Here is a 24,145-nt window from a genome sequence, read left to right on the forward strand (position 1 = left end):
CCTTGACGATGCGTGGACCATCAAAACGCGCGGCCCTGGTGTCCGAACGACTCAAGTGCGGCTCGCGTTGCGGCCAAGCGGCTGAACCAGCGCCCAGGCCTCTTTGTCGTTCTCCAACTCCTCAAGGGTGACGCGATATTTGCGTCGCCAGTTGGCATGCTCGGTGGAGGTGCCGGGAATATTCACCGGTTCGACATCCCGCGTCATGTCATCCAGTTGCGTCGCGACGAGCAGCGAGGGCGTGCGGGCAAGGTAACGGTGCGCCAATACGGCGAACCGTTCCGCAGACACGACTGCCGCCTCGGTCGGCGCCTCAAGGAGACCGGCGTGCACGAACGCCTCGAGAATGGACTGCCGCTCCCGTTCCCGCCGATCCTCCTGGCTCCTGGCTTCGTCCGCCGTTGCGTAAAGGCCGAGGCCTTCCTTGAGCGTCACATCCTCGCTCCTCCACCAGGCCATCAATGTCGGCAAGTCGTGGCTTCCCGTGTTGGCGAAGGCCAGCCTCGGATACGCCTCAGGCGGCTTGAAGCTGCCGCTCGAAAAATCCTGTTCGAAAAAGAGGACCCGATAGGACAGGATGTTGGCCGCCTCGAGCCGCTCGCGGAACCCGGCAGGCACGGTGCCGAGGTCTTCTCCGACCACGAGGCACCGTTGGCGCTGCGATTCCAGTGCGAGAACGCCGATCAGGTCGTCCAGCGGGAAACCGACATAGGCGCCTTCGGACGGGCTCAGCCCCTCCGGAATGAAGAACAGGCGTTTGAGGCCCATCACGTGGTCGATCCGCAGCCCTCCGGCGTGCTGCATGTTGGCCCGGATCAACTGCGCAAAGCTGCGGTACCCGTCCTGGGCAATGGCGACCGGGTCGAGGGGCGGCAGGCCCCAGTTCTGGCCGGCCGGATTGAAGATGTCGGGCGGCGCCCCCACCAGCGTTGCTTCCACGAAGGCATTCGGATCGGCCCAGGTTTCGGCGCCCGATGCATCGCACCCCACCGCAAGATCGCGATAAAGCCCGATAGCCATGCCGGCCCGCTGCGCCACCTTTGCAGCATGGCGCAACTGTTCGTCCGCAACGAACTGCAGCCAGTCCTGAAAGTCGATTTCGGGCTGATGCTCCTGCGCGAACGCGGCAAGCTCGGGAGACCCGATTGCCTGCAACGCCTCCGGCCAGTGGCGCCAATCCCCTCGCGAGGGGTCACCCTGACCCACCTCCTGCCGCACCACCTGGAACAGCGAAGCGCGCTTAAGGCTCTGCCCTTTCGTCGCGCGAAACGCCGCGAAGGCCTCCCGCCGCTCCGGCGCTGCATCATGGTGAAACGTGCGATGAAGAAGCCTCAGGGCGTCGAGCTTGAGCCCGGCCACCGCGGCATAGTCGACAAGGCGCGCCGCCCGGCACCCTTCAAGGCGGCTCTTGAACGCCGGCGCCTCCACCAGGGCCTGCGCCCTTGGGCAGTGGTTCCACTCCGGAACGGCGCGGACATCGATATAGAGCGGATTGAGAAAAAGCCGCGTCGCCGGAGAGTAGGGACTTGCCGCTTCCGGGCTGTCGAGGAACATCTGGTGCAGCGGATTGAGGCCGATAAAGCTGCAGCCCCGTCTCGCAGCCATTTCGACAAGGACGCGCAGGTCCGAGAAGTCACCGATCCCCCAGTTGGTGGCCGACCGAACGAGGTAAAGCTGTACCGCAATCCCCCAGTGCCCTTGCGCCGTATCGTGCGGCAGCCAGCACTGCCCCGGACTGACGATGAGATGCGCCTCCGCGCCCAGTTCCGGCAGCCGCAGGTGATGGTAGCCCAAAGGGAGGTCTCGCAGCGGCAGAACGAGGGTCCCCGCATGTGCTCCGTCCCCCGCCTCGGCCGAACATCGACCAGTTCGCGTCTCGCCGGTTTCGAGCGTCACCGCCCACTCGAGCGGCCTTGCCGGGGGAACGTTGCGCAGCGCAATACTGCAGACCCCATCCCTGGGAACGGCGACGATCGTTGGCGGCAGGACGCGCTCGGCATCCTCCTGGTCCAGCCGCTGCAGGACAACCGCGGCATCGGCTTCAGTCGCAACCGGAATATTCATGCTGCCCAGAAGGCGGGTGATCGTCTCGGGAGGAACGGCGAGCATCTCGCCATAGGCATTTTCGTAGCGTGTGGAGATGCCTGATCGCTGCGCGAGTTTCTCGAGCGCCGATCCCGCTCGATCTGGTTGAGTTGGCATCCCCGCTCCCGGCTGACCTGCGACACTCCATGCCCATTGGCAGGTCACGAAGGCTTTCCCGCAATCCTCCGGCGCCATGATCGGTTCCGCACCGTAACGCGCCATGCACTCTCGGCTGCTCCAGACCGTCTGCATTGACCCGCTGGCCGGAAAATGGAACCCAAAGCCCCACCTCAGGCATTGGAACCTTGAAGATCGGACAATCGGGGGACCGTATGCCACTGCAAGACACCAGCAGTAGAGCGGGACAGGAGCGCCTCGGAGCGGGCAGCGAGGCTGCTCCGGCGGGCCGCCGCAGGGACCAGGAAAGCGAACACACTCTGCGCCTTCTCGCGGCAAATCGCATCGCCATCGAAGGCATCATGCCCGAGATCGACGGCGGGCGTTTTCCGGCCAAGGCGGTGGTGGGCGATCCGGTCACCATCGAGGCCGATGTCTTCGGAGACGGGCACGAAACCATTGATGCGGCCGTTCTCCACCGCCCTGCCGGCAGCGAGGCGTGGCAGGAGACGCCGCTTGAATTCCTCGAGAACGACCGCTGGCGGGCGCGCGTCGTCTTCCCGGAAAACCGAATGTACCAGTTCACCATCATCGGATGGCGCGATCTGTTCGGGACCTGGCGGAAAGACACTGCCAAGAAGCACGCCGCTGGGGTCGATATTGCACTCGAACTGGAAGAAGGCCGGCGCATGCTGGTGGCGGCACAATCGTCCGATCGCGCCAGCGCCGCCGACAAGGCAGAACTAGCCGATGTACTCAGCGCCCTTGCCAGCCTGGAGAGCGGTCCCGAGCGGCTCGGTCTTTTGAGCTCCAATGCCGTCAAGGCGTTGATGGAGCGCGCGGCGGTCCGGACCAATCTCAGCCGCTATGAACGCACGCTGCAGATTTTCGTCGATCGCAAGATCGCGGCGGTCGGCGCCTGGTACTCGATGTTCCCGCGCTCCCAATCGGGCGATCCGGCGCGCCACGGCACGTTCAGCGACGTCATCGACCGCTTGCCTTACGTGCGCGACCTTGGCTTCGACGTGCTCTACTTCACGCCCATCCATCCGGTCGGCAGCACCAACAAGAAGGGCAGGAACAACTCGCTCATCTCCGAGCCCGGCGATCCTGGAAGTCCCTACGCCATCGGCTCAAGTGCCGGTGGTCACGAGGCGATCGAGCCCAAGCTGGGGACATTTGAGGATTTTGACAGGCTGGTGCGGGCAGCCGCCGACCACGGCCTGGAAATCGCCCTCGACTTTGCAATCCAATGCTCGCCCGACCATCCCTGGATCAAGCAGCATCCGGAGTGGTTCGACTGGCGGCCAGACGGCACCATCAAGTACGCGGAGAACCCGCCCAAGAAGTACGAGGACATCGTCAACGTCCACTTCTACCGCGATGCCCTGCCCAGCATCTGGTACGAACTGAGAGCCATCGTCTTTCTCTGGATCAGCCACGGCGTGAAGATTTTTCGCGTCGACAACCCGCATACCAAACCCTTTCCCTTTTGGGAGTGGTTGATCGGCGAGGTGCGCGCAGAGCATCCCGACGTTGTCTTCCTGTCCGAGGCCTTCACGCGCCCCAAGGTCATGAAGCGGCTGGCCAAGGTCGGCTTTGCCCAGAGCTATTCCTACTTCACCTGGCGCAATGCCAAGTGGGAGCTCGAGAAATACCTGACCGAGCTCACGCAGGAAGAATGCCGCCACTACATGCGGCCCAATTTCTTCACCACCACGCACGACATCAACCCGCGCTATCTGCAGAGCAGCGGCCGCGCCGGCTTCCAGACACGGCTCATTCTCGCCGCCACGCTGGCCGGCAGCTATGGCATCTACAACGGCTTTGAGATTTGCGAAGCCGTCCCCGTGCCCGGAAAGGAAGAATTCCTCAACTCGGAAAAGTACGAGATCCGGGCCTGGGACATGGACAAGCCCGACAATATCAAGTGGGACATCCAGTTCCTCAACCGCCTGCGGCACGAGCACAAGGCCCTGCAGCAGTTCACCAATCTCGATTTCTATAATGCCTGGAACGAAGACATCATGTGCTACGGCAAGTACTCGGACGACATGTCCGACTTCCTGCTGTTCCACGTCTGCCTCGATCCGCACAACCAGCACGGCGCTGACTTCGAGGTGCCACTCTGGCGGTTCGGCCTGCCCGACAACGCGTCCATCGAGGTGGAGGACATGGTCACGGGCCATCATTTCACCTGGCACGGCAAGTACCAGCACATCCATCTCGACCCCTACTACAAGCCTTATGCCATCTGGCGGCTGATCCCCCCGGGAGCGGCACGATGAGCCTCGCTGGCTCCACGAGGCGCGGGTCATGACCGATCCTCTTGCAGTGCTCAGCACCTCGGACGGCACCATTACCTCGGCCCTCAATGGGGATGGGGTGGATCAGCTCCAGGCCAGCACCCTGCCGCAGTTTCTGCCGCGCCAGCGCTGGTTCGGCGCCAAGGATCGCGCCATCACCTCGGTTCGCCTGCACCCGCTGGGCGAGCTTGAGGATGGCGTGCATGCCCTGATTGCCGCCGATGTGCGCCTGGGCGAGGAAACGCAACGCTATCTGCTCCCCCTTGCCGTGCAATGGAGCTCCGACGACAGCGAACCGGCCCCACCAACCTCTTTGCCCGCCCTCGCCAGGATCAAAGCAGGCGCGCGGAGCGGCACTCTGGTCGATAGTGCGCTCCACCCCGATCTTGCCAGGGCCTTGCTGGAGGGCATGCGCAACAACCGGCAGCTTCAAGCCCCAGACGGCAGCGTTGTCTTTGCGGGAACGGACCGGCTCCGCCAGCACGCCGACTTTCCAGCAGCCCGCCCCCTGGGCGCCGAGCAGAGCAACGTTTCCATCGCCTTTGGCAATGAGATCATCCTCAAGCTCTATCGGCGCCTGCGTCCGGGCGAGCAGCCGGATGTGGAAGTGGCGCGCTTTCTCACCGGCGCCGGCCAGTTCCGAAACGCCCCGGCCTTCCTGGGCGAGATCATGCTTCGCCCCGATCGAGGCGAGGCGACCACGCTGGCCGCCGCCTTCGCCTTCGTCCCCAATCAGGGCGACGCTTGGGCCTTTGTGACGACGGCTTTGACGCAAAGTCTTCTGGGCAGCAGCGACGACGATGGCGCCTGGATCGGCACTATCCTCGGCCAGCGCACTGCCGAGATGCACCAGTCCCTTGCCGTGAAGACCAGCGACCCTGATTTCCACGTGGAGGCCCTTGAGCGTGATGATGTCGCCGCCTGGGTCAAGGAAGCGGTGGAGGAGACTCACGACCTGCTCGATCGGCTGCAAGCGGGGCTTTCCGTCCTGTCCGCCTCCGCCCGCATTGTCGCCGAAGAGGTCCTGCGCGCGCGCGACCTCCTGGTGCAGCGCATTGAAGCAACGGCGGCCATGTCGCCATCCGGCGGCCGCTCTCGAATTCACGGCGACTACCACCTGGGCCAGGTGCTCATCACCAACCGCGACGTGATGATCATCGATTTTGAAGGCGAGCCCAAGCGCAGCCTCGCCGAGCGACGGGCAAAATCGTCTCCGCTCCGCGACGTCGCCGGCATGCTGCGCTCGTTCCACTATGCCGCCTGGACTGCGCTTGACCGCTACCGGCACGAACATGGGACAGTACCCGACGCGGTGAGGGCGCGGGTCATGGCTTGGCAGCAACGCGTGGCGGAGGAGTTCCTCGCCGCCTATCAAGTCCACGTCGCCGGGGCCTCCAGCTATCCCACCGATGCGGATTTCGCCAGGGCGCTCACCGATCTCTTCGTTCTGCAGAAGGCCATCTACGAAGTCGGTTATGAGCTGGCGAACCGGCCCGACTGGGTCGAAATTCCCCTAAGCGGCATCCGAGACCTATTGAACGAGGGCTAACGGCCCGAGAGCAGCAGTTAGGGGGAAATCTTCAATTCGGACGCCGGAATCTATGGCGGCTCGAATGTGGTCAATGGCGGCCATATCAACGCCGGGGATGTCGGCTGGCATAGCCGGCCGGCCTCGCTGCGCCTCACCCTGGCGCCTCTGCCGTCGTCATGCTCACCCCCAACCGCGTAGGCGACTAGGCAACAAGGGTGGACCGCCTCGTGCATCGCCGCCCGATCACACACAGGCACCGCTTCGAAACCCGAGTTTTTTCGTCGCCCCGCTTTCGCCCGTGGGGACACTCTGCTACCCACGCCGATACGGAAGAGCGGAGGCAGCGATGAGCACCACTTTCAAGACCCTTGATGAACTCGACCTGAAGGGCAAGCGGGTCCTGCTGCGCGCCGATCTCAACGTGCCGGTCGCGGAAGGCAAGGTGACCGACGCCACGCGCATCGAGCGGCTCGTGCCCACGATCCGCGAGGTCGTCAAGAAGGACGGCAAGGCCATCCTCCTCTCTCATTTCGGCCGCCCCAAGGGGAAGGTCGATCCAACCTTCTCCCTGGAACAAGTCTGCGAGGCGGTTGCCAACCTCACCCACCATCCCGTCGGGTTCGTCGCCACCGACTGGACAGATGTCAGCGATGCTGCAAAGGCCATCGAGGAAGCGCCTGCCGGCTCTGTCCTGGTGCTGGAAAACACACGCTTCCACCCGGGCGAAGAAGCCAACGACCAGGACCTTGCCCAGCGCATGGCTTCGCTCGGCGACGTTTACGTCAACGATGCCTTCTCGGCGGCTCACCGCGCTCACGCCTCCACCGAGGCGCTGGCCCATCTGCTGCCGGCCGCCGCGGGCCTTGCCATGCAGGCCGAACTCGAGGCGCTCGAGGCGGGCCTGGGCAAGCCCAAGAAGCCGGTGATCGCCATCGTCGGCGGCGCCAAGGTGTCGTCCAAGATCGACCTTCTCGAAAACCTCGTGAGCAAGGTCGACGCGCTCGTCATCGGCGGGGGCATGGCCAACACTTTCCTTTTTGCGCAGGGCTTTGGCGTCGGCAAATCGCTATGCGAGAAGGATCTTGCCGACACCGCGCGCCGCATAATGGACAAGGCCAGCAAGGCCAACTGCGCCATTCTCCTGCCGGTCGATGCGGTCGTGTCCTGGCACTTCAAGGCCAACTCTCCCAATCGGCTCTACGGCGTCGACAGCATCGACCCGGATGGCATGATCCTCGACGTTGGCCCCTCCTCGCTCGAGCGCATCCAGGGCGCCATCGACGATGCCAATACCGTCGTGTGGAACGGACCGCTCGGCGCATTCGAGATGGAGCCGTTCGACAAGGGCACCGTCGCCCTCGCCCAATACGTCGCCAAGCGCACCCATGACGGAAAGCTCACCTCGGTGGCCGGTGGCGGCGACACGGTGTCGGCGCTGGCCCATGCCGGGGTCAAGGACAAGTTCACCTACGTCTCCACCGCCGGCGGCGCGTTTCTCGAATGGATGGAAGGCAAGCCACTCCCCGGCGTCGAGGCGCTGAAGAAATAGGCTGCTCCGTTCCGGCCGAGCGCGGCTGATGTCTTCTGATTTGTGGCCACGACACGCTTGTGGCCACAATGAATGTTATGCTTGGGCTGGGTTGGAACTCATTCATCCGGTTCCTTCACAATCTACCATACAAGATCATCCTTTCGTCTCATAACCGGACGTCTAATCGAAAGGCCGGCAACGAAAGTCTAATGTCTCGGGCGACGTTCAACCGAGGTTCCGCCCCATGACCAAGTCGCTCAATGCCATTGCCCAGAAGCTGATGGAGCCCGGCAAGGGAATTCTGGCCGCCGATGAATCCGAAGGCACGATCGGCAAGCGCTTTGCCAAGATCAACCTACCCAACACGCTCGATCTGCGCCGGGATTATCGGGAGATGCTGTTCGGCGCCTCCGAAGCCATGCGCAACTACATCTCCGGTGTCATCCTCACCGAGGAGACACTGAAGCAGGAAGCCGCCGACGGCACCCCCTTCCGCGCCATTCTCGCCGATACCGATTGCGTTCCCGGCATCAAGGTCGACCGCGGCGCCTTCCCCATGCCGGGCGAAGGCGGCGAGAAGATCACCGAGGGCCTCGACGGCCTGCGCCAGCGCCTCGCGCATTACGCCGAGCTCGGCGCCGGTTTCGCCAAATGGCGGGCCGTCATCACCATCAACGACATCGCCCCCACCCGCAACAACATCCGCGCCAACGCCCATGCTCTGGCGCGCTACGCCATGCTCTGCCAGGAGGCCGGCATCGTCCCCATCGTGGAGCCCGAGGTGGTGGGCGATGGCGAGCCGGGCAACCACTCCATGGAGCGCTGCGCGCAGGTCACTGGCGACGTGCTCGAAAACGTCTTCAAGGAGCTTCGCCTTGCTGGCGTCGATCTGGCGGGCATGCTGCTCAAGCCCAACATGATCCTGCCCGGCATCAATTCGCGCGAACGCCCCGGCTTTGAAGACGTCGCCAGGCGAACCGTTGACGTGCTGCGCGAGCATGTCCCCGCCGCTGTTCCGGGCATCGCCTTCCTCTCGGGCGGGCAGACCGATGAGGAAGCGACGGCTCATCTCTCTGCCATGAACCGGATCCCCAACAAGCCCTGGCCCCTGACCTTTTCCTATGGCCGCGCCCTACAGAACGTCGCGCTGCGCACTTGGGCTGGCCGGCGCGAAAACTTCGCGGCAGCCCGCCAGGCGTTCGCGCACCGGGCGCACATGAACTCCCTTGCCGCGCTGGGCGAGTGGAGCAACGAACGCGACCGCGCTGCTGCCTGAGAACCTGACGTCCCAACGTCACGACTGGCGCGCCTCCGGGCGCGCCTTTTTCTGTTTGCCCGCCGTGATGGACACTTGCGGGAGTATTGCCTAATGGTGCCTCTCCGTCCCTTTATCGCCAAAATGCGCGCCTAGGGACGGTCCGCTCAGACCCTTGGGAACGTCATGGCCGCCCAGCTTTACCTCATCACTCCGCCTGATGCCGATCCGGCGCGCTTCGATCGCTTGCTGATGGCAGTGCTGACGGGGCCCGAGGTAGCCGCCATCCTCGTGCGCCGGGGCGAACGCGACGAGGAGGCCTATGCGAGGCTTGTTGACCGCGTCGTTCAGGTCGGTCAGGCAGCGGGGGCTGCGGTTCTGGTGGAAGACGACGTGGCCCTGGCGCGCCGCAGCCGTGCCGACGGGGTCCACATCACGGCTGGTGGCGTCACGGCGATCCGCGCGGCAACCGAAGCGCTCAAGCCCGACGGGATCGTCGGTGTCGGCAACATCCGCAGCCGGCACGACGCGATGAGCTTTGGCGAGCTTGACGTGGATTATCTGCTCTTCGGCGCCCTGGATGGTGCGACCCAGCCCGATGCAGAAGAGCTCTGCCGGTGGTGGGTGGAGACGTTCGAGGTTCCGGCCGTGCTATCCGTGCCGGGTGCCGATCCGGCGCGGCTGGCGTCAAGCGGCGCCGAGTTTGTCGCCTGCTCGGACACCGTCTGGAAATCCGCCGATCCAAGTGCGGCCCTCGCCGGTATCGAGCGTGCGCTCGGGGAGCCTGCATGATCGGCCGCCTTCGCGTCGCACTCCTCCTGGCGCCTCTGGTTGCTGCGCCGGCACTGGCGCAGGATGATACTGCCAAGGCGATCAGCTCCGAAATCTTCGACGCCGGCAAGCCCGTCGACTATGCCTTTGGAGCCTTCCAGCGCGGCTACTTTCTGACGGCGCTCGACCTGGCGCTGCCGCGCGCCGAGAAAGGCGATGCCGCAGCCCAGACGCTGATCGCCGAACTCTACGCCAAGGGGCTCGGCGTCGCGCAGAACGCGGAGCGCGCCGCCGGTTGGTATGAGTTGGCCGCCAAGAATGGTGACCGGCTCGCCATCTTCGAGTTGGGCATGCTCTACCAAGAGGGTGTCGGCGTCACCAAGGACCGCGAGCGGGCTGCAGAATTGTTCAAGCAGGCAGCGGAGAAGGGCTACATTCCGGCGAAATACAATCTCGCCTTGCTGCATGTGGAAGGCATCTACGCCGAGCCCAGTCTCACCGAGGCAGCGGCGCTGATGAAGGAGGCCGCCGAGGCCGAACTGCCCGAAGCGCAGTACGATTACGGCTCAATGCTGCTCGAGGGGGCAGGTGTGCCGCCCGACGAGAAGGAAGGCGCCCGCTACATTGGTCTCGCCGCCGAACAGGGTCTGGTTTCCGCTCAGATCGACTATGCCACACTGCTCTATCTCGGTCAGGGCACGGAGCGCGACCTCGAAGGCGCCGTCGCCTGGTATCGGCGAGCCGCCGAGGCAGGCAACCCGGTGGCGCAGAACCGCTACGCCAAGCTCCTTGCCGTCGGTGAAGGGGTCAAGCGCGACCTCGAAGAGGCGGCGATGTGGCGGGCGCTGGCGCGCCGGCAGGGGCTAACGGACCAGGCCCTCGACGAGCTTCTGGCCTCCATTCCTGCGGAAACACTGGCGCGCGCCGAAGAGCGCGCTCGCTTCTGGCCCTCTCCTCCGCCCGACAACGGCGTATCGGCTGCCGCACCCGAGACACAGGGGCCGGTGCTGCCCAAGCCAACCGATCCCCAAAATGCCCCAAGCAAGGTCGTCGATCCGGCAGCCGGAAACGATGACGCTGCGGCGCCGCCAGACCAACCCGTCGCAGCGGCGCCCGGCGAACAACCGGACCAACCAAAGACCCCGGCGCAAAGCCCTTGAACCCATGCCGGTTCTGAGGCAAAAAGCGCCCCACACATAAATCCTGCGGCAGGGCCCTGCCCCCTGGATCGGACCTGCGCCCGCTGCGCATGCGCCGGCCCGCCGTCGCCCATCAAACTAAGCGAGCACCCAATGGCGCGTTCCGCCCTCCTCAACGTCATGGTCAGCGCCGCTGTCAAAGCCGGCAAGTCGCTGGTGCGGGATTTCAACGAGGTCGAGAACCTGCAGGTCTCGCGCAAAGGCCCTGCCGACTTCGTCTCGAAGGCCGACCTGCGGGCCGAGCAGATTGTTTTCGACGAGTTGCGCAAGGCCCGTCCGACTTATGCCTTCCTGATGGAGGAAGGCGGCCAGGTCGCCGGCACCGACGGCCAGCACACCTGGATCGTCGACCCGCTCGATGGCACCACCAATTTCCTCCATTCCATCCCGCTCTTCGCCGTGGCCATCGCCCTGCAGCGCGGCGACGAGATCGTGGCGTCGGTCATCTACAACCCGGTGATGGACGAGATGTTCACGGCCGAAAAGGGCGGCGGCGCCTGGCTGGCTGACCGCAAGCGGCTGCGCGTTGCCGGCCGGCGGCACCTCTCGGATGCTGTTGTGTCCACGGGTATCAAGACGCAAGGCACGTCCAACGATGCCCTGCAGCTGCGCCAGCTGGCGTCCATCAATCCGGCCGTCGCCGGCATCCGTCGCGGTGGTTCGATCTCGATCGACATGGCCTGGCTCGCCGCCGGCCGCTTCGACGCGCTCTGGGAAGCAGGGCTGCAACCCTGGGACGTGGCGCCAGGGTTTCTCATGATCCGCGAAGCCGGTGGCCTCGTTACCGATTTCGCCGGTCAGCCGGGCTCGGTCTGGAATGGCCAGGTCGTTGCGGGCAACGAGACCTTGCAGGGCGCCCTGCTCAAGGAAATCAAGTCAATCAAGTAGGTCGGCGGCCGTTTTCGCTTGCCGCGCGGCCGCGCGTTAACCTTTTCCGTTGTCACGCCTTTCGCCCACCACTAGTCTCGGAGCGGTTGATTTGCGTATGAGGGCTAGGTCCGGCGACATGACTCAAGGTTACGATCCCTACCACCTCGGCAGTCCAGCCGTTTACCTGGTCAAGATCGTCATCTTCCTGGTGCTCGTGGCGCTGGTCGCGGCCATTCTGTTCTCCACCATCGTCACCTTCTTCTGGGCCAACCCCTTCATAAATTCGCTGATCTTCTTCACCCTCGCGATCGGCATCTTCCTCAGTTTCCGCCAGGTTGCGCGGCTCTTTCCCGAGGTGAAGTGGGTCAATTCCCTGCAGGACGGCAATATGACCACGGCGCGCCAGCCGGTTCTCCTGGCCCCCGTCGCCGGCATCCTGCGCGAGCGGATCGGGGAAGCGGTGATCACGCCCTCCTCCATGCGCTCCATCCTCGACAGCGTGGGCAACCGCCTCGACGAAGCGAAGGATACGTCCCGCTATCTCACCGGCCTTTTGGTGTTCCTGGGCCTCATGGGCACTTTTTACGGTTTGCTGCAAACGGTGACCTCGGTCGGCAGCGTCATCAACGCGCTGGACGTGACCTCCGGTGACAGCGCCACGCTCTTTACCAATCTCAAGGAAGGCCTTGTCGCGCCGCTGAGCGGCATGGGCACGGCGTTTTCGTCCTCCCTGTTCGGCCTTTCCGGCTCCCTGGTGCTGGGCTTTCTCGATCTCCAGACCAGCCAGGCGCAGAATGCCTTTTACACCGATCTCGAAGACTGGATGACTTCGATGACGGAACTCGACCACCCCGTCACCGCGATGCAGGCCAATTCCATGGGCGTGCCGAATGCGGAGATTCAGGCCGCCATCGAGCGCATGGGCGCCAGCATGCAGAACCAGAACTCTTCGCAAAACGCCATCAGGGCGATGGCGGAGCTGGCCCGCGGCATCGATGGCCTCGTCAAGCACATCCGCACCGAGCAGGACGATCTGCGGCGCTACATCACCGAGCAGGGTGAAACCAACAAGAAGCTGCGCGACCTGATCGAGGCGATGCTGCGCGAAGCCGACAACGAGCGGCGGGAATAACTGATGCCGGGGGCCCGTTCCCGCAGGCGCCAGGAGGCCAACTACTGGCCCGGCTTCGTCGATGCCCTGTCGAGCCTCCTGCTCGTCATCATCTTCATGCTCAGCCTCTTTATGCTGACCCAGTTTTTCCTTGGGCAGGAAATTCAGGGACGGGACACGGCGCTGGCGCGCCTCAACAGCCAGATCGCCGAACTGACAGAGATGCTCCAGCTCGAGCGCTCCAACTCCGATGACCTCACCTCACAACTGGCGTCGCTGACCGCTACCCTGGCCGGCGCGCAATCGGAGAACGATCGCCTCAGCGCCCAGCTCTCCGGCCTCGGCGGCAATATTGGCGAGCGCGACGCAGCACTTGCCGGGCTGCAGTCGGAATTGACCGACGCCCAAAAACTCTCCGATGAGGCCAACGCACAGGTCGCCCTGCTCAACCAGCAGTTGGCCGCGCTGCGCTCACAGATCGGCGCACTCGAGGCTGCACTGGAAGCGTCCGAGGCGCGTGACACCGAAAGCCGCAGCCAGATCGCCGATCTCGGCCGGCGCCTCAATGTCGCTCTTGCCCAGCGTGTGCAGGATCTCTCGCGCTATCGCTCCGACTTCTTCGGCCGGCTTCGGCAAATTCTCGAAGGCCGTGCCGACGTGCGCATCGTCGGCGATCGCTTCGTGTTCCAGTCCGAAGTTCTGTTCGATCCGGGATCGGCCGAAATCGACCCGGCGGGTACGCCCGAACTCGACGCATTGGCCGACGCCATCCTGCAACTGGAAGAAGAAATTCCGCCCGACATCAACTGGGTGCTGCGCATCGATGGTCATACCGATAAGCGCCCGATCTCCAACGCCCGTTTCCCCTCCAACTGGGAGTTGTCCGCCGCGCGCGCGATTTCCGTCGCGCAGTATCTGGTCTCCAAAGGGGTCGCGCCCGCACGCCTCGTGGCCGCCGGCTTCGGCGAATTTTCGCCACTCGATCCGGGCGAAAGCGACGAGGCCTATCGGCGCAACCGCCGCATCGAGTTCAAGCTCACCGAGGGCTGACCCCGGCGCAGCTTAACCTTAATGCCACCGGCAGGCCCAGTGTTGCGCCGTTACAACGGCGCGAAAAAGGCCGGATTCGCGCCACATTCGCGCCCGAATAGGCAAAGATTAACCACGTTGAGACACCCGCTTTTAAGATTAAGCGCGGTAAATGCGGTACCTAAGATTATCGCCTTTCTAGGAGCCTGTCGTGGTCATCCCCGCCCCAATTAATACTGCACTGCGTGCCGCGGCGATGCTGCTGTTCGTCGTGGTCATCGCAGCCTGTTCGCGTTCCCCCAATGACAATGTCGGCCTGACCGGCGTCGGCAATGTCGGCCCCGGTGGCGGCGCACCCGGCAGCCAGCAGGAGTTCCTGGTCACCGTAGGCGACCGCGTCTTCTTCGAGACCGACTCGTCGTCGCTGACCAACACTGCAATGGCCACGCTGGACAAGCAGGCCGCCTGGCTCAACCAGTACCAGAACTACCGCATCATGATCGAAGGCCATGCTGACGAGCGCGGTACGCGCGAATACAACATCGCCTTGGGCGCGCGCCGCGCCAACGTCGTGGTAAACTACCTCGTTTCCAAGGGCGTCAACCAGGCGCGCATCACCAGCCAGTCCTTCGGCAAGGAACGCCCGGTGGCAATCTGTAACGACATCTCCTGCTGGAGCCAGAACCGCCGCGCGGTGACGGTGGTCCAGTAGCCCTAACGGCCCCGGCAACGGGGCCAATCGGTCCAGTGAAAACTGGAGGCAAGAGCGCCCGGAGCCACCAATTGGCCCGGGCGCTTTCTTTTGACCAAATTTGGCCTTTATCCGAGGGCCCATAACACCCATCTTGGCACGCACGTCATTTGCGCTGGAGAGTTTGGCTTGACCCTGAGGAATCTTTCACAACTGGGCCGCGCGGCGCTTTGCGCGTTGGGCCTGGGGCTATGCGCCACTGCGGCGCAGGCCCAGACGATCTTGCCGCCGGCTGAGTTGGGCGGCCTGACCCTGACGAACGGCAACAATGGACGGCTGCAGGTGGCGCAGGCGGACCAGGCCCAGACCATGGTCCGCATCCAGCAGCTCGAGGAACAGATTCGCTCGCTCAACGGACAGATCGAGGGGCTGACGTTCCAACTCACCCAGTTGCAGGAACTCATCAACCGGATGCAGGAAGACAGCGAATTCCGCTTCCAGCAACTGGAAGGCGGTGCCGGGGGAAAAACTGATGCGGCAACCCAACCGGGCGGCGCGACGCAGCCCGAGGCGTTGCCGCAGAACCCTGCCCCCGATCAGACTGGCAACGCACCCGCGCCGCTGACCGACATCCCCGAACAGGGCGTGAAACCCCTGCCGGGCGAACTTGAGTTCGACCCCACCTTTGACGACGGCTCGGCGGGTGATGCGGATGGCGTAGGTGCCTCCTCGGACCCTCTCGTTGGCACAGGGTTGAGCGGTGGCGTCGACCTCATCACCGGCCGACCGCTCGACCTCAGCTACGATCCTACAGCCGACGCCAGTGGCAACCCCGATGCCGACGCGCAGTACAAGGCCGGCTACGAGGCGTTCGTCGCGGGAGATTATGCCTTCGCGGAAGAACAGTTAAGCCAGTTCCTCGAGCTCTACCCTGACAATCCGCAGGGACCGGACGCTGCCAACTGGCTCGGCGAATCCCTGATCGCGCAAGGCTCCTTCGATCAGGCAGCAGAGGTCCTCCTCAACGCCTTCCAGAAGCACCCGGACAGCAGCCGCGCTCCCGATTTGCTGCTCAAGCTCGGGGTGGCCCTCAACGGCGCAGGAGAAACCGAAACAGCCTGCCGCACCTTCGCAGAAGTCGATCAGCGCTACACAGATACGATCCCCGCCTTCAAGTCACGGCTGAGCGAGGAAAAGGCCCGCGCCGGATGCCCCTCGGCGTGACACCAGACCTGGGTGATCCGGCCACGCTCGATCACCTCTTCGCCCCCGCCCTTCAGGAAACCACCATCGGCCTCGCTGTGTCTGGTGGACCGGACAGCCTTGCCTTGATGCTGCTGGCGCACGCTTGGGCGGAGCGCAGGCCGGATGCCCCGCGGTTGATCGTCTATACACTCGATCACGGTCTGCGCCCTGAAGCGGCTGCTGAGGCAGCCATGGTGGAGCGCGAAGCGCGGGCACTTGGACTTGATGTGCGTTTGCTTATTTGGGAAGGCCCCAAGCCACACACCGGGCTGCAGGAAGCGGCGCGGCACGCGCGCTACCGGCTCATCGGAGAGGCCATGGCTGCGGATGGCGCCACCCTGCTCCTGACCGCCCACCACCGCTCGGACCAGGCCGAAACCGTATTGATGCGCCTCGCCCATGGGAGCGGCATCGAAGGTCTCAAGGGCATGAGCCCGATGAGCCTGGTGGAGGGCGTCCGGGTGTTCCGGCCGCTGCTTGACGTGGAGCCATCGGCGCTTGGGGCGCTGGTGGAGGCCGCAGGCCTCGACCCCGCACAGGACCCATCCAACACCGATAGAAGCTACGAGCGCGTTCGATGGCGCGAAAAACTACCGCTTCTGGCCGAGGACGGCCTCGACGGCGCGGCCTTGTCGCGCTTTGCGGCCCGCATGGCCGAAGCCGATGCTGCATTGGCAGAAATGGCCGACGCTGCCTTCGCCGAACTGGTGTCACTCGATGGCTTCGGAGCCGCGACGGTGGACCGAAAGGCGTTTGGCGCTCTCAGCCCGGCGCTGGGCCGACGCGTGCTGATGCGCATCCTCAACATCGTCGGAGGCAGGCAGAAGCCAAGGGCGCTCGGTCCGGTGGAGCGTCTCTACGACCAGATTGTCTCCGCCACTCTGCCGCGGGCTGCGACGCTTCTGGGGGCCATGGTCCGGTTGCGGGACGACAACCTCGTGGTCAGCCGGGAGCCCGGCAGAAACCTGCCTGCCGACCAGCCCTTGCCTCCTGGGGGCGGCTTGATCTGGGATCACCGGTTCCTGATCACCAACCTCTCCGATCACAACGATCTTGTCGCCGGCTCGACGGATTTCATGCCTCGCCATCGCCTGGAGAGCGTCCTCGGGTTCAAGGTGACAACGCCGGCCGAGGCCATTCGAACCGCTCCCATCGTGCGCGATGCCGAAGGTGGCCTTCTGTCGCTCGGCGGCTGGTCCTTTGACGAGAGGATCAAGGTTGAACTTCTCATCGACTAGCCCTGCCATGGACGCAGCAGCAGGCTAGATCTGATGCACAGCGCCTTTGGCGACCACGGGACCTGTGGGCTTGCCTTCCGGCGCGCCACCCTTGGGTTCAAGAGTGATGGCCAGCACCGACCCCTGTCCCCAGCCCTCTAGCACGCGCTCGCTGAGGACCACGCTGGAGCGCTCGTTGACCGGGATGACGCCCATGGAGATCGGCGCGGCGTCTCCCTGGATGGCCCAGAGCTCAAGGTCCTTGTCCGGCGTTTCACTCCCCGACAATGCGGTGAGCCTGACGGTCCCCTCGCCGTCATAGAGGGCGATGAAGCGCACATCGCTCCCCTCTTCCTCCAGCGCAGCGACGAGTTGTGTGGTGAGCGCTGAAACATCGGGGGCAGGTCGCGTGACGTTGAGGCCAACGGCGAGAACGGCAACCGCAAGTGCACCGGCCGCCAAGCCGCGCCAGAGCGCGAGGCTATCCCACCAGGTGGAGCGCGGCGCATCTGCGAACAGCCGCCGTTCCACTGCCGGGAGAATCCTTGCCGGAGGAACCTGCTCTGCGAACTGCGCATCGAGCGGAGACAGGCGGGCCAGCCAGAAATCGCGTTCCGCAGCCAGCGCGGGGTCGGACTCGATCAGCGCCGCCACCCGCGCGTGCTCCCGCGGACCGAGGAGCCCCAGCACATACTCGGCAACCAATGCCTCGCGCCCGCCTCGCTCCTCGCCGTCTGCCGTCTGGCTCATGCTGAAAGACACTCTCGCAGTTTGATGAGGCTCCGCCGAAGCCAGGTTCTCATCGTGTTGATCGGCACCGCATGGCGCTGCGCCAGTTCCTCATAGCTATATCCGTCGAGATAGGCGCCCCGCACAGCATCTGCACGGTCCGCCTCGAGAATGGAGAGGCAGTGTTCGATCCGCTCTCCGTCCTCGCTCGATTGCATCCGCCGCTCCGGATCGGGCGCCGCGTCGGGGATATCGGCTGCAACATCCAGATCGTCTGCCTGCGGTCGCCGCGCCCGAACAATGTCCAGGGCGTGGTTTCGCGCCACCGCAACGAGCCAGCTGATCGGGCTGGTATTTCCCGCGACGTAGCGATCGGCCCGCTGCCAGATCTTGATGTAGACTTCCTGTATCGCTTCCTCGGCTTCTGCCCTGTCCCTCAATATACGGAGGACCACGCCAAAGAGTTTCGCACTCGTGCGGCCATAGAGCGTGCGGAACGCCTGACGGTCACGGAGCGCGCAGCGAGCGATGAGATCGGCGATTTCAGCCGAAGGCGTCTGCGTGGACATGTTCGAATGGACCTCCAGGAACCGGCCAGCCAACGGCAACCAGACTGATACGGCGTCTCAGGGGAAAAGGATCACCGCTGCGCGTTTTTTGGCGCCGAAGCCGATTTCATCGGAACCCAAAATGCACTAGACCCTTTGCGCGATTGCACGCCTTGCCAAGGGAACCTGCTCATGACCGAACAAGCCTCCTCCGTCGACCGGTTCAGCCACGACGCTGGCATCCTGGCACAGGCCCTGCCTTACATGCAGCGCTACGAGGGCAAGACGGTCGTCGTCAAATATGGCGGCCATGCCATGGGGGACATCGAGCTCGGCCGCGCCTTCGCCCGCGACATCGCGCTTCTCAAGCAGTCCAAGGTCAATCCCATCGTCGTCCATGGCGGCGGGCCCCAGATTGCCTCGATGCTCAAGAACCTCGGCATCGAATCCAAGTTCGAAGGCGGCCTCCGAGTCACCGACCAGCGCACCATGGACGTCGTCGAGATGGTGCTGGCGGGGTCGATCAACAAGGAAATCGTGGCGCTGATCAATGCCGAGGGCGAATGGGCCATTGGGCTCTGCGGTAAGGACGGCAACATGGTCTTTGCCCGAAAAGCCGAGAAGCGGGTCAAGGACCCGGGCTCGAACATCGAGCGCCTTTTGGACCTCGGATTTGTGGGCGAACCCGTCGAAGTGGATCGCACCCTGCTCGATCTTCTCGCCCGCTCGGAGATGATCCCGGTCATTGCGCCAGTGGCTCCCGGCCGCGACGGCAACACCTACAACATCAATGCCGACACCTTCGCCGGCGCCATTGCAGGCTCGCTCGGCGCCAAGCGCCTCCTGTTCCTCACTGATGTTCCGGGGGTGCTGGATGCCCAGGGCAAGCTGATCTCCGAGCTCACCGTCCGCGATGCCAAGGCGCTCATCGCCGACGGCACGATCTCGGGCGGCATGATCCCCAAGGTCGAGACGTGCCTCGAAGCGCTGGAGAATGGGGTGGAGGGCGTGGTGATCCTCAACGGGAAGACGCCGCACGTGGTTCTGGTGGAGCTCTTTACCGAACACGGCGCCGGCACGCTGATCGTTCACTAGGACGAAATTGGTAAACAATTTCGTCCGGCAGCCGAGAGACGCAAAGCTCTCGCTTGGCTAACACTACTCGACCAGTAGACTAACCTCTAGTGTACCCCCGCAACGCCAGGGGAGGCAGCATGCCGGTCGAATTCTTTCTGTTTGCGGGAGTGGGGTTTCTGGCCCAGATCGTCGATGGCGCCTTGGGGATGGCCTATGGCGTGGTCAGTTCAACCGTCCTGCTCACCTTCGGCGTCACGCCTGCGGTAGCCTCGGCCAGCGTGCACGCCGCCGAGATGTTCACCACCGCGGCCTCGGCCATCAGCCACACCAGCCATCGCAATGTCGACTGGCGGCTGTTCTGGCGTCTGGCGCCGGCAGGGATACTGGGTGGAGTGCTCGGCACCTATGTCCTGACCAGCATCGATGGCGCCATGCTCCGCCCGTACGTGACCGCCTACCTCACGGTGATGGGCCTTTACATCCTCTATCGCGCATTCCGGGCCCGCCGCTCTGTCGTCGATCCGCACGCGGCAGTCGTCGCCCCACTCGGTCTGGTGGGAGGCTTCGTTGATGCCGCCGGCGGTGGCGGATGGGGCCCTGTGGTCACGACCAGCCTCATCGGGTCCGGCGCGGCGCCGCGGTTCGTGGTCGGCACGGTGAACACGGTTGAGTTCTTCATCACCACCGCCGTGTCGGCAGCCTTCCTTGTCGCCATCTTCTCCGGCCACTGGGCCGAGGCAGACGGCATCGGCGGCCACATCTGGTCCGTGGCCGGCCTTGTGGTGGGCGGCATCCTGGCGGCCCCTCTTGCCGGGTTCGTCGTCAAGAAAATACCAGGCCAGCGCCTGATGCTCATGGTCGGACTGCTGGTTATCGCCCTTGCCGGCTACCAGACTTGGCAGTTGCTGAAATAGAAAGGGCCGCCAGGAGGCGGCCCATATCATTCAAGCCTCGACAGGCACCGCGTGCACAGAACGTCCTTGCGGCTGGCTCCCCGACCCCTTGAACCGGAAGGCCAGGATCAGCACGATCGCGAACGAGATCACCTGATACCAAAGGGCAAGGGCCGTGGCATCGGCGAATGCGGCGTGCGGGCCGGCGCCGGCGGCAAAGTTGTTGCCGAGGTTGGTGAAAAAGATTTGGCCCACCAAAGCGACGCCGAGCGCGCCGCCCACCTGCTGGAATGCCTGAAGTGCACCCGAACCCGCGCCGGCGTCGCGATTGGGAACGCTGCGCAGGACCAGTTGGAACAGCGACGAAAAGCCCAGGCCCAGACCAATGCCGGCGATCAACAACGGCGGCAGGAACCACCAGTGGTCGATCGTGTCAGCCACGCCGGCAATGATGAAATGGAGCCAGCCGATGCCGAAGGTGAGCAGCCCCGCTGCGGCGACGAGACGGGAACGCAGATAATGCGCTCCGAAGCGGCCCGCGATGAAGGAGGCGATCAACACGCCTACCGAGAATGGTGTGTTGGTGAGGCCAGATTCCAGTGGTGTGAAGTTGAAGCCCGCCTGCAGCAGCAACGAAATCACCATGAACATGCCCGGAATGCCCGAAGCGAAAACGGTGACGACGAAGGCGCCGAACATGAAGTCCTTGCTGCGCAGCAGGTCATAGTTGAGCAGTTGCGGTTCCCCCGCCTGAGCGCGCCGGCGCTGCCACAGGTAGAACAGGCCGAGCATGACCAGCCCGAGCGCGATCAGCCCGAACGCCCAGAGCGGCCAGCCATAAGTGCGCCCCTCGACGATCGGGAACACCACGGCGACGATACCAAGGCCAAAAAGCGCGATGCCCACATAGTCGTTCTTGAGCTCGGCATGGCCGGGCAGGCGCGGGATCAGGAACCATCCGGCAACGACCGCCAGAATGCCGATGGGCACGTTGACAAGAAAGATTGGCTGCCAATCGAGCCCGAAGATGTGCGCGTCGATCAAGACCCCGCCCAGGATCGGCCCGCACACCGAGGCGAGACCCGCCGAAAGACCGAACAGGGAGAAGGCCTGCCCGCGTTCCTGCGGCGGAAAGGTCACGGTGGCGATGGCCAGCACCTGCGGCGTCATCATGGCGCCGGCAAACCCCTGCAGGACGCGCGCCGCGATGAGCATCTCGATGCTGGGGGAGAGACCGCACAATGCCGAAGCCGCGGTGAAAGCGCCGACCCCGAGCAGAAACATGCGGGTGCGCCCCACGATGTCGCCCAGCCGCCCGAAGGGCAGCAAGCCAAGGGCGAACGCCAGCACATAGGCGGCAACGACCCATTCGATCTGGCTATCCGAGGCGCCCAGGTTCTCGCGCATGGACGGCAACGCGACATTGACGATCGTCACGTCGATCAGATTCATGAAATTGGCGATCAGCAGGATGGCCAGAGCCACCCAGCGGCGCGGATCAGGTGGCCCGCCCTCACCAGTGTGTGGAGACATTTCAAACCTCTTCTTCTTGCGCGGGCGCGATAAAGGCCCGTTCGAGTTCTGCAAAAACCGAGACCATCTCTTCCCGGCTTGGCTGTGTGGTGCGCCAGCCGGCAATCGTGCCCAGAAAAATGTGGGCCGCCGCCTCTGGATCTATGGTCTGCCGCAACGTGCCATCGGCGACGCCGCGGGAGAAAATACCGGCGAGGATCGAGCGCCAGTGATTGGTCATCGGCCCAATGATTTGAGCGATGGCTGGGTCACGCCGCGCGCGCTCCACCAGTTCAGCCATGACGCTGAGGCGATCGGGCGCTTCGAGCATGGTCTCGACGATATCTTCGAACTCCATACGCAGCAGGGCCAGACCGGATCGCCCGTCGCGCGGTCGCTGCATCTCCTGTGCCCGAAATTCCTCCTTCAGGCTCTGCGCCACCAGGGCCACCAGCGCCTCCTTGCTCGGCACGTGGTAGTGCAACGTGGCGATGTTGATGCCGACGCGCGCCGCGATGTCGCGCGTGCGAAGCCCCTCGAGGCCCTTCTCGACAATCAGCCCGCGCGCCGCCTTGGCTATGGCCAAGCGGCGCTCGTCGCCGCTCTCGCGTCTTGAACAATCGATCTGCATGGCGCGCCTATACGCCCCTCACCCACGCTAATCAATCACTTGATTGAGACAAGCCAGCCATGCGCCTAGGGTTGAAATCAGACTAGGCGCTGACGTTGACATTTCCTGTCAGGAGCCGTTCATCGCGGCGCTGAGGAGCGCATCATGACCGACTACGTCCGCAAGATTCTGACATCGTCCGTCTACGACGTCGCCATTCAGACCCCGCTCGAGCCTATGCCGCGGCTGTCGGCACGTCTCGCGCGGCCGGTCCTACTCAAGCGTGAAGATCTGCAACCGGTCTTCTCCTTCAAAATCCGCGGTGCGCACAACCGGATGGCCCAGTTGAGTGCGGAAGAACGCGCCCGCGGCGTGATCTGCGCTTCGGCAGGCAATCACGCGCAGGGCGTTGCCCTCTCTGCCACCCGAATGGGCATACGGGCGGTCATCGTCATGCCCACGACGACCCCTGCCATCAAAGTCACCGCGGTCCAGGCCCTAGGGGGCGAAGTTGTCCTCTTCGGCGACGGGTTCGACGCTGCCCGCGCCCATGCTGCCATTCTGGCCGAGCGCCACGGCTATGTGTTCGTTCATCCCTTCGATGATCCCGACGTCATCGCGGGCCAGGGCACCGTCGGCCTCGAACTCATGCGACAGCACCCAGACAAAATCGGCGCCATCTACGTTCCCATTGGCGGCGGTGGGCTGGCCGCCGGCATCGCGGCCTTCGTCAAATTCCTTCGCCCCGACATTCGCGTCATCGGCGTCGAGCCGGAAGAAGCGGCCAGCATGCAGGCCGCAATTGCCGCAGGCGGTCCCGTGGCGCTCGATCAGGTGGGGCTGTTCGCCGACGGCGTCGCCGTTCGCCAGGTCGGCAACGAGACCTTCCGCATCTGCCGGGACCTGCTGGACGATATCGTCACCGTCTCCGCCGACGAAATCTGCGCCGCCATCAAGGATATTTTCGACGACATGCGCGCCATTGCCGAGCCCGCCGGCGCCCTCGCCCTTGCGGGGCTGCGGCGCGACGTCGAGCGCGGGGCCGCGCCCGACGGTCCCCTCATCGCCATCAACTCGGGCGCCAATGTCAATTTCGACCGTCTCCGTTACGTCGCCGAACGCGCCGAGATCGGCGAGCGAGCCGAGGCCCTGCTTGCCGTCACCATCCCGGAGCACCCTGGCAGCTATCGCGCCTTCATTCGCCTCCTCGGCAAGCGCGCGATCACGGAATTCAACTATCGCTATGCCCACGGCACGACAGCCAGCATCTTTGTCGGCATCAAGCTGACGGACGGTGACAGGGAAAAGGCCGACATCATCGACCTCCTCACCGCGCGCGGGCTGGCCGTGACGGACATGACCGACAACGAGGTCGCCAAGCTGCACGTCCGTCACATGGTGGGTGGCCGGGTCAACGATCTGCGCGATGAGCAGGTGTTCCGCTTCCAGTTTCCCGAGCGGCCCGGGGCCCTGCTGAAGTTTCTGGAAGGCCTCACCGACGCCTGGAACATCTCGCTGTTCCACTATCGTAACCACGGCGCCGACTATGGACGGGTGCTTGTGGGGATCCAGGTGCCGCCCGAAACGCAGGACGACCTTATCGAGCACCTCGAGACCATCGGTTTTCCCTGGTGGGACGAGACGGACAATCCTGCCTATCGGCAGTTTCTCGACCAACACCCCGCTAGCCGCATATAGACATTAGGGCGAAATATACTGCGTCTATTGATGGGACGCATTTTGGCCGTCAAACTCTTGATATTGGGCGTTTCCAAGGCAATCAAAGACGCAAGGCGTGGCGGCACGGTGCAAGGCCAC

General features: G+C 64.2%; 21 protein-coding genes. 16 read left to right on the forward strand and 5 right to left on the reverse strand.

All coding sequences use genetic code 11. The features are described 5' to 3' along the window. Nucleotides 1-51 precede the first annotated feature (51 nt). Complete coding sequence (gene malQ / locus IC608_RS15575; RefSeq protein ID WP_191777427.1) at nucleotides 52-2,202, reverse strand: 4-alpha-glucanotransferase; 2,151 nt, start codon at nucleotides 2,200-2,202, stop codon at nucleotides 52-54. Nucleotides 2,203-2,564: 362 nt separating this feature from the next. Here malQ and IC608_RS15580 point away from each other — a divergent pair, with 362 nt between their 5' ends. The 13 genes from IC608_RS15580 (at nucleotide 2,565) to tilS (ending at nucleotide 16,979) form a co-directional block, all read left to right on the forward strand. Then, nucleotides 2,565-4,490: an alpha-1,4-glucan--maltose-1-phosphate maltosyltransferase gene (locus tag IC608_RS15580; protein WP_428056061.1), complete on the forward strand. Its 1,926-nt coding sequence runs from the start codon at nucleotides 2,565-2,567 to the stop codon at nucleotides 4,488-4,490. Nucleotides 4,491-4,518: 28 nt separating this feature from the next. Further along, the gene (locus IC608_RS15585) at nucleotides 4,519-6,057 is read left to right on the forward strand and encodes a putative maltokinase (protein ID WP_191777431.1); all 1,539 of its coding nucleotides are present in this window, start codon (nucleotides 4,519-4,521) and stop codon (nucleotides 6,055-6,057) included. A gap of 27 nt (nucleotides 6,058-6,084) precedes the next feature. Next, nucleotides 6,085-6,237 (forward strand): hypothetical protein, encoded by a 153-nt coding sequence (locus IC608_RS18520; RefSeq protein WP_345890915.1) that lies wholly within the window; start codon nucleotides 6,085-6,087, stop codon nucleotides 6,235-6,237. A 148-nt stretch (nucleotides 6,238-6,385) separates the two neighbouring features. Then, a complete protein-coding gene (locus IC608_RS15590; protein ID WP_191777433.1) occupies nucleotides 6,386-7,588 on the forward strand; it encodes a phosphoglycerate kinase in 1,203 nt (400 codons plus the stop codon). Nucleotides 7,589-7,814: 226 nt separating this feature from the next. Further along, nucleotides 7,815-8,846, forward strand: a complete 1,032-nt coding sequence (locus tag IC608_RS15595; RefSeq protein WP_191777435.1) for a class I fructose-bisphosphate aldolase — start codon at nucleotides 7,815-7,817, stop codon at nucleotides 8,844-8,846. Between the two features lie 165 nt (nucleotides 8,847-9,011). After that, nucleotides 9,012-9,617, forward strand: coding sequence for a thiamine phosphate synthase (locus IC608_RS15600; protein WP_191777437.1), 606 nt, complete (start codon nucleotides 9,012-9,014; stop codon nucleotides 9,615-9,617). Next, nucleotides 9,614-10,756 carry a tetratricopeptide repeat protein gene (locus tag IC608_RS15605; protein ID WP_191777439.1) on the forward strand — a complete coding sequence of 381 codons (1,143 nt, stop codon included), beginning with the start codon at nucleotides 9,614-9,616 and terminating at the stop codon, nucleotides 10,754-10,756. Before IC608_RS15600 ends, IC608_RS15605 begins: the two co-directional genes overlap by 4 nt. Nucleotides 10,757-10,888: 132 nt before the next feature. Then, nucleotides 10,889-11,683 carry an inositol monophosphatase family protein gene (locus IC608_RS15610; RefSeq protein WP_191777441.1) on the forward strand — a complete coding sequence of 265 codons (795 nt, stop codon included), beginning with the start codon at nucleotides 10,889-10,891 and terminating at the stop codon, nucleotides 11,681-11,683. 118 nt (nucleotides 11,684-11,801) lie between these two features. Beyond that, on the forward strand, nucleotides 11,802-12,797 hold the full coding sequence (locus tag IC608_RS15615; protein ID WP_191777443.1) for a flagellar motor protein MotA: 996 nt from the start codon (nucleotides 11,802-11,804) through the stop codon (nucleotides 12,795-12,797). A gap of 3 nt (nucleotides 12,798-12,800) precedes the next feature. Then, entirely contained in the window at nucleotides 12,801-13,826 is a 1,026-nt protein-coding gene (locus IC608_RS15620; RefSeq protein ID WP_191777445.1) for a peptidoglycan -binding protein, read from the forward strand. 235 nt (nucleotides 13,827-14,061) lie between these two features. Further along, on the forward strand, nucleotides 14,062-14,517 hold the full coding sequence (pal, locus tag IC608_RS15625) for a peptidoglycan-associated lipoprotein Pal (protein ID WP_191777669.1): 456 nt from the start codon (nucleotides 14,062-14,064) through the stop codon (nucleotides 14,515-14,517). A gap of 168 nt (nucleotides 14,518-14,685) precedes the next feature. Next, nucleotides 14,686-15,720 carry a tol-pal system protein YbgF gene (gene ybgF / locus IC608_RS15630; protein WP_191777447.1) on the forward strand — a complete coding sequence of 345 codons (1,035 nt, stop codon included), beginning with the start codon at nucleotides 14,686-14,688 and terminating at the stop codon, nucleotides 15,718-15,720. Further along, nucleotides 15,717-16,979 (forward strand): tRNA lysidine(34) synthetase TilS, encoded by a 1,263-nt coding sequence (gene tilS, locus IC608_RS15635; protein ID WP_191777454.1) that lies wholly within the window; start codon nucleotides 15,717-15,719, stop codon nucleotides 16,977-16,979. The genes ybgF and tilS overlap by 4 nt, the downstream gene beginning before the upstream one ends. Nucleotides 16,980-17,003: 24 nt before the next feature. On the opposite strand, the gene IC608_RS15640 is transcribed toward tilS, so the two are convergent. Then, nucleotides 17,004-17,708, reverse strand: a complete 705-nt coding sequence (locus tag IC608_RS15640; protein ID WP_191777456.1) for an anti-sigma factor — start codon at nucleotides 17,706-17,708, stop codon at nucleotides 17,004-17,006. Continuing rightward, nucleotides 17,705-18,256 carry a sigma-70 family RNA polymerase sigma factor gene (locus IC608_RS15645; protein WP_191777458.1) on the reverse strand — a complete coding sequence of 184 codons (552 nt, stop codon included), beginning with the start codon at nucleotides 18,254-18,256 and terminating at the stop codon, nucleotides 17,705-17,707. The genes IC608_RS15640 and IC608_RS15645 overlap by 4 nt, the downstream gene beginning before the upstream one ends. A gap of 171 nt (nucleotides 18,257-18,427) precedes the next feature. On the opposite strand from IC608_RS15645, the gene argB reads away from it, so the two are divergent. After that, nucleotides 18,428-19,330 (forward strand): acetylglutamate kinase, encoded by a 903-nt coding sequence (argB, locus tag IC608_RS15650; protein WP_191777460.1) that lies wholly within the window; start codon nucleotides 18,428-18,430, stop codon nucleotides 19,328-19,330. A gap of 119 nt (nucleotides 19,331-19,449) precedes the next feature. Then, on the forward strand, nucleotides 19,450-20,226 hold the full coding sequence (locus IC608_RS15655; RefSeq protein ID WP_191777462.1) for a sulfite exporter TauE/SafE family protein: 777 nt from the start codon (nucleotides 19,450-19,452) through the stop codon (nucleotides 20,224-20,226). A 30-nt stretch (nucleotides 20,227-20,256) separates the two neighbouring features. On the opposite strand, the gene IC608_RS15660 is transcribed toward IC608_RS15655, so the two are convergent. Both IC608_RS15660 and IC608_RS15665 read right to left on the reverse strand, forming a co-directional pair. Beyond that, entirely contained in the window at nucleotides 20,257-21,738 is a 1,482-nt protein-coding gene (locus IC608_RS15660; protein ID WP_191777464.1) for a DHA2 family efflux MFS transporter permease subunit, read from the reverse strand. 1 nt (nucleotide 21,739) lies between these two features. Next, nucleotides 21,740-22,303, reverse strand: a complete 564-nt coding sequence (locus IC608_RS15665) for a TetR/AcrR family transcriptional regulator (protein WP_210316379.1) — start codon at nucleotides 22,301-22,303, stop codon at nucleotides 21,740-21,742. Nucleotides 22,304-22,489: 186 nt separating this feature from the next. Between IC608_RS15665 and ilvA the strand changes: the two genes are divergently transcribed. Next, nucleotides 22,490-24,025, forward strand: coding sequence for a threonine ammonia-lyase, biosynthetic (gene ilvA, locus IC608_RS15670; RefSeq protein WP_345890916.1), 1,536 nt, complete (start codon nucleotides 22,490-22,492; stop codon nucleotides 24,023-24,025). The last annotated feature ends 120 nt before the right edge of the window (nucleotides 24,026-24,145 follow it).

This window comes from Devosia oryzisoli, assembly GCF_014837245.1.
In the GTDB taxonomy this organism is placed as follows: Bacteria; Pseudomonadota; Alphaproteobacteria; order Rhizobiales; family Devosiaceae; genus Devosia; species Devosia oryzisoli.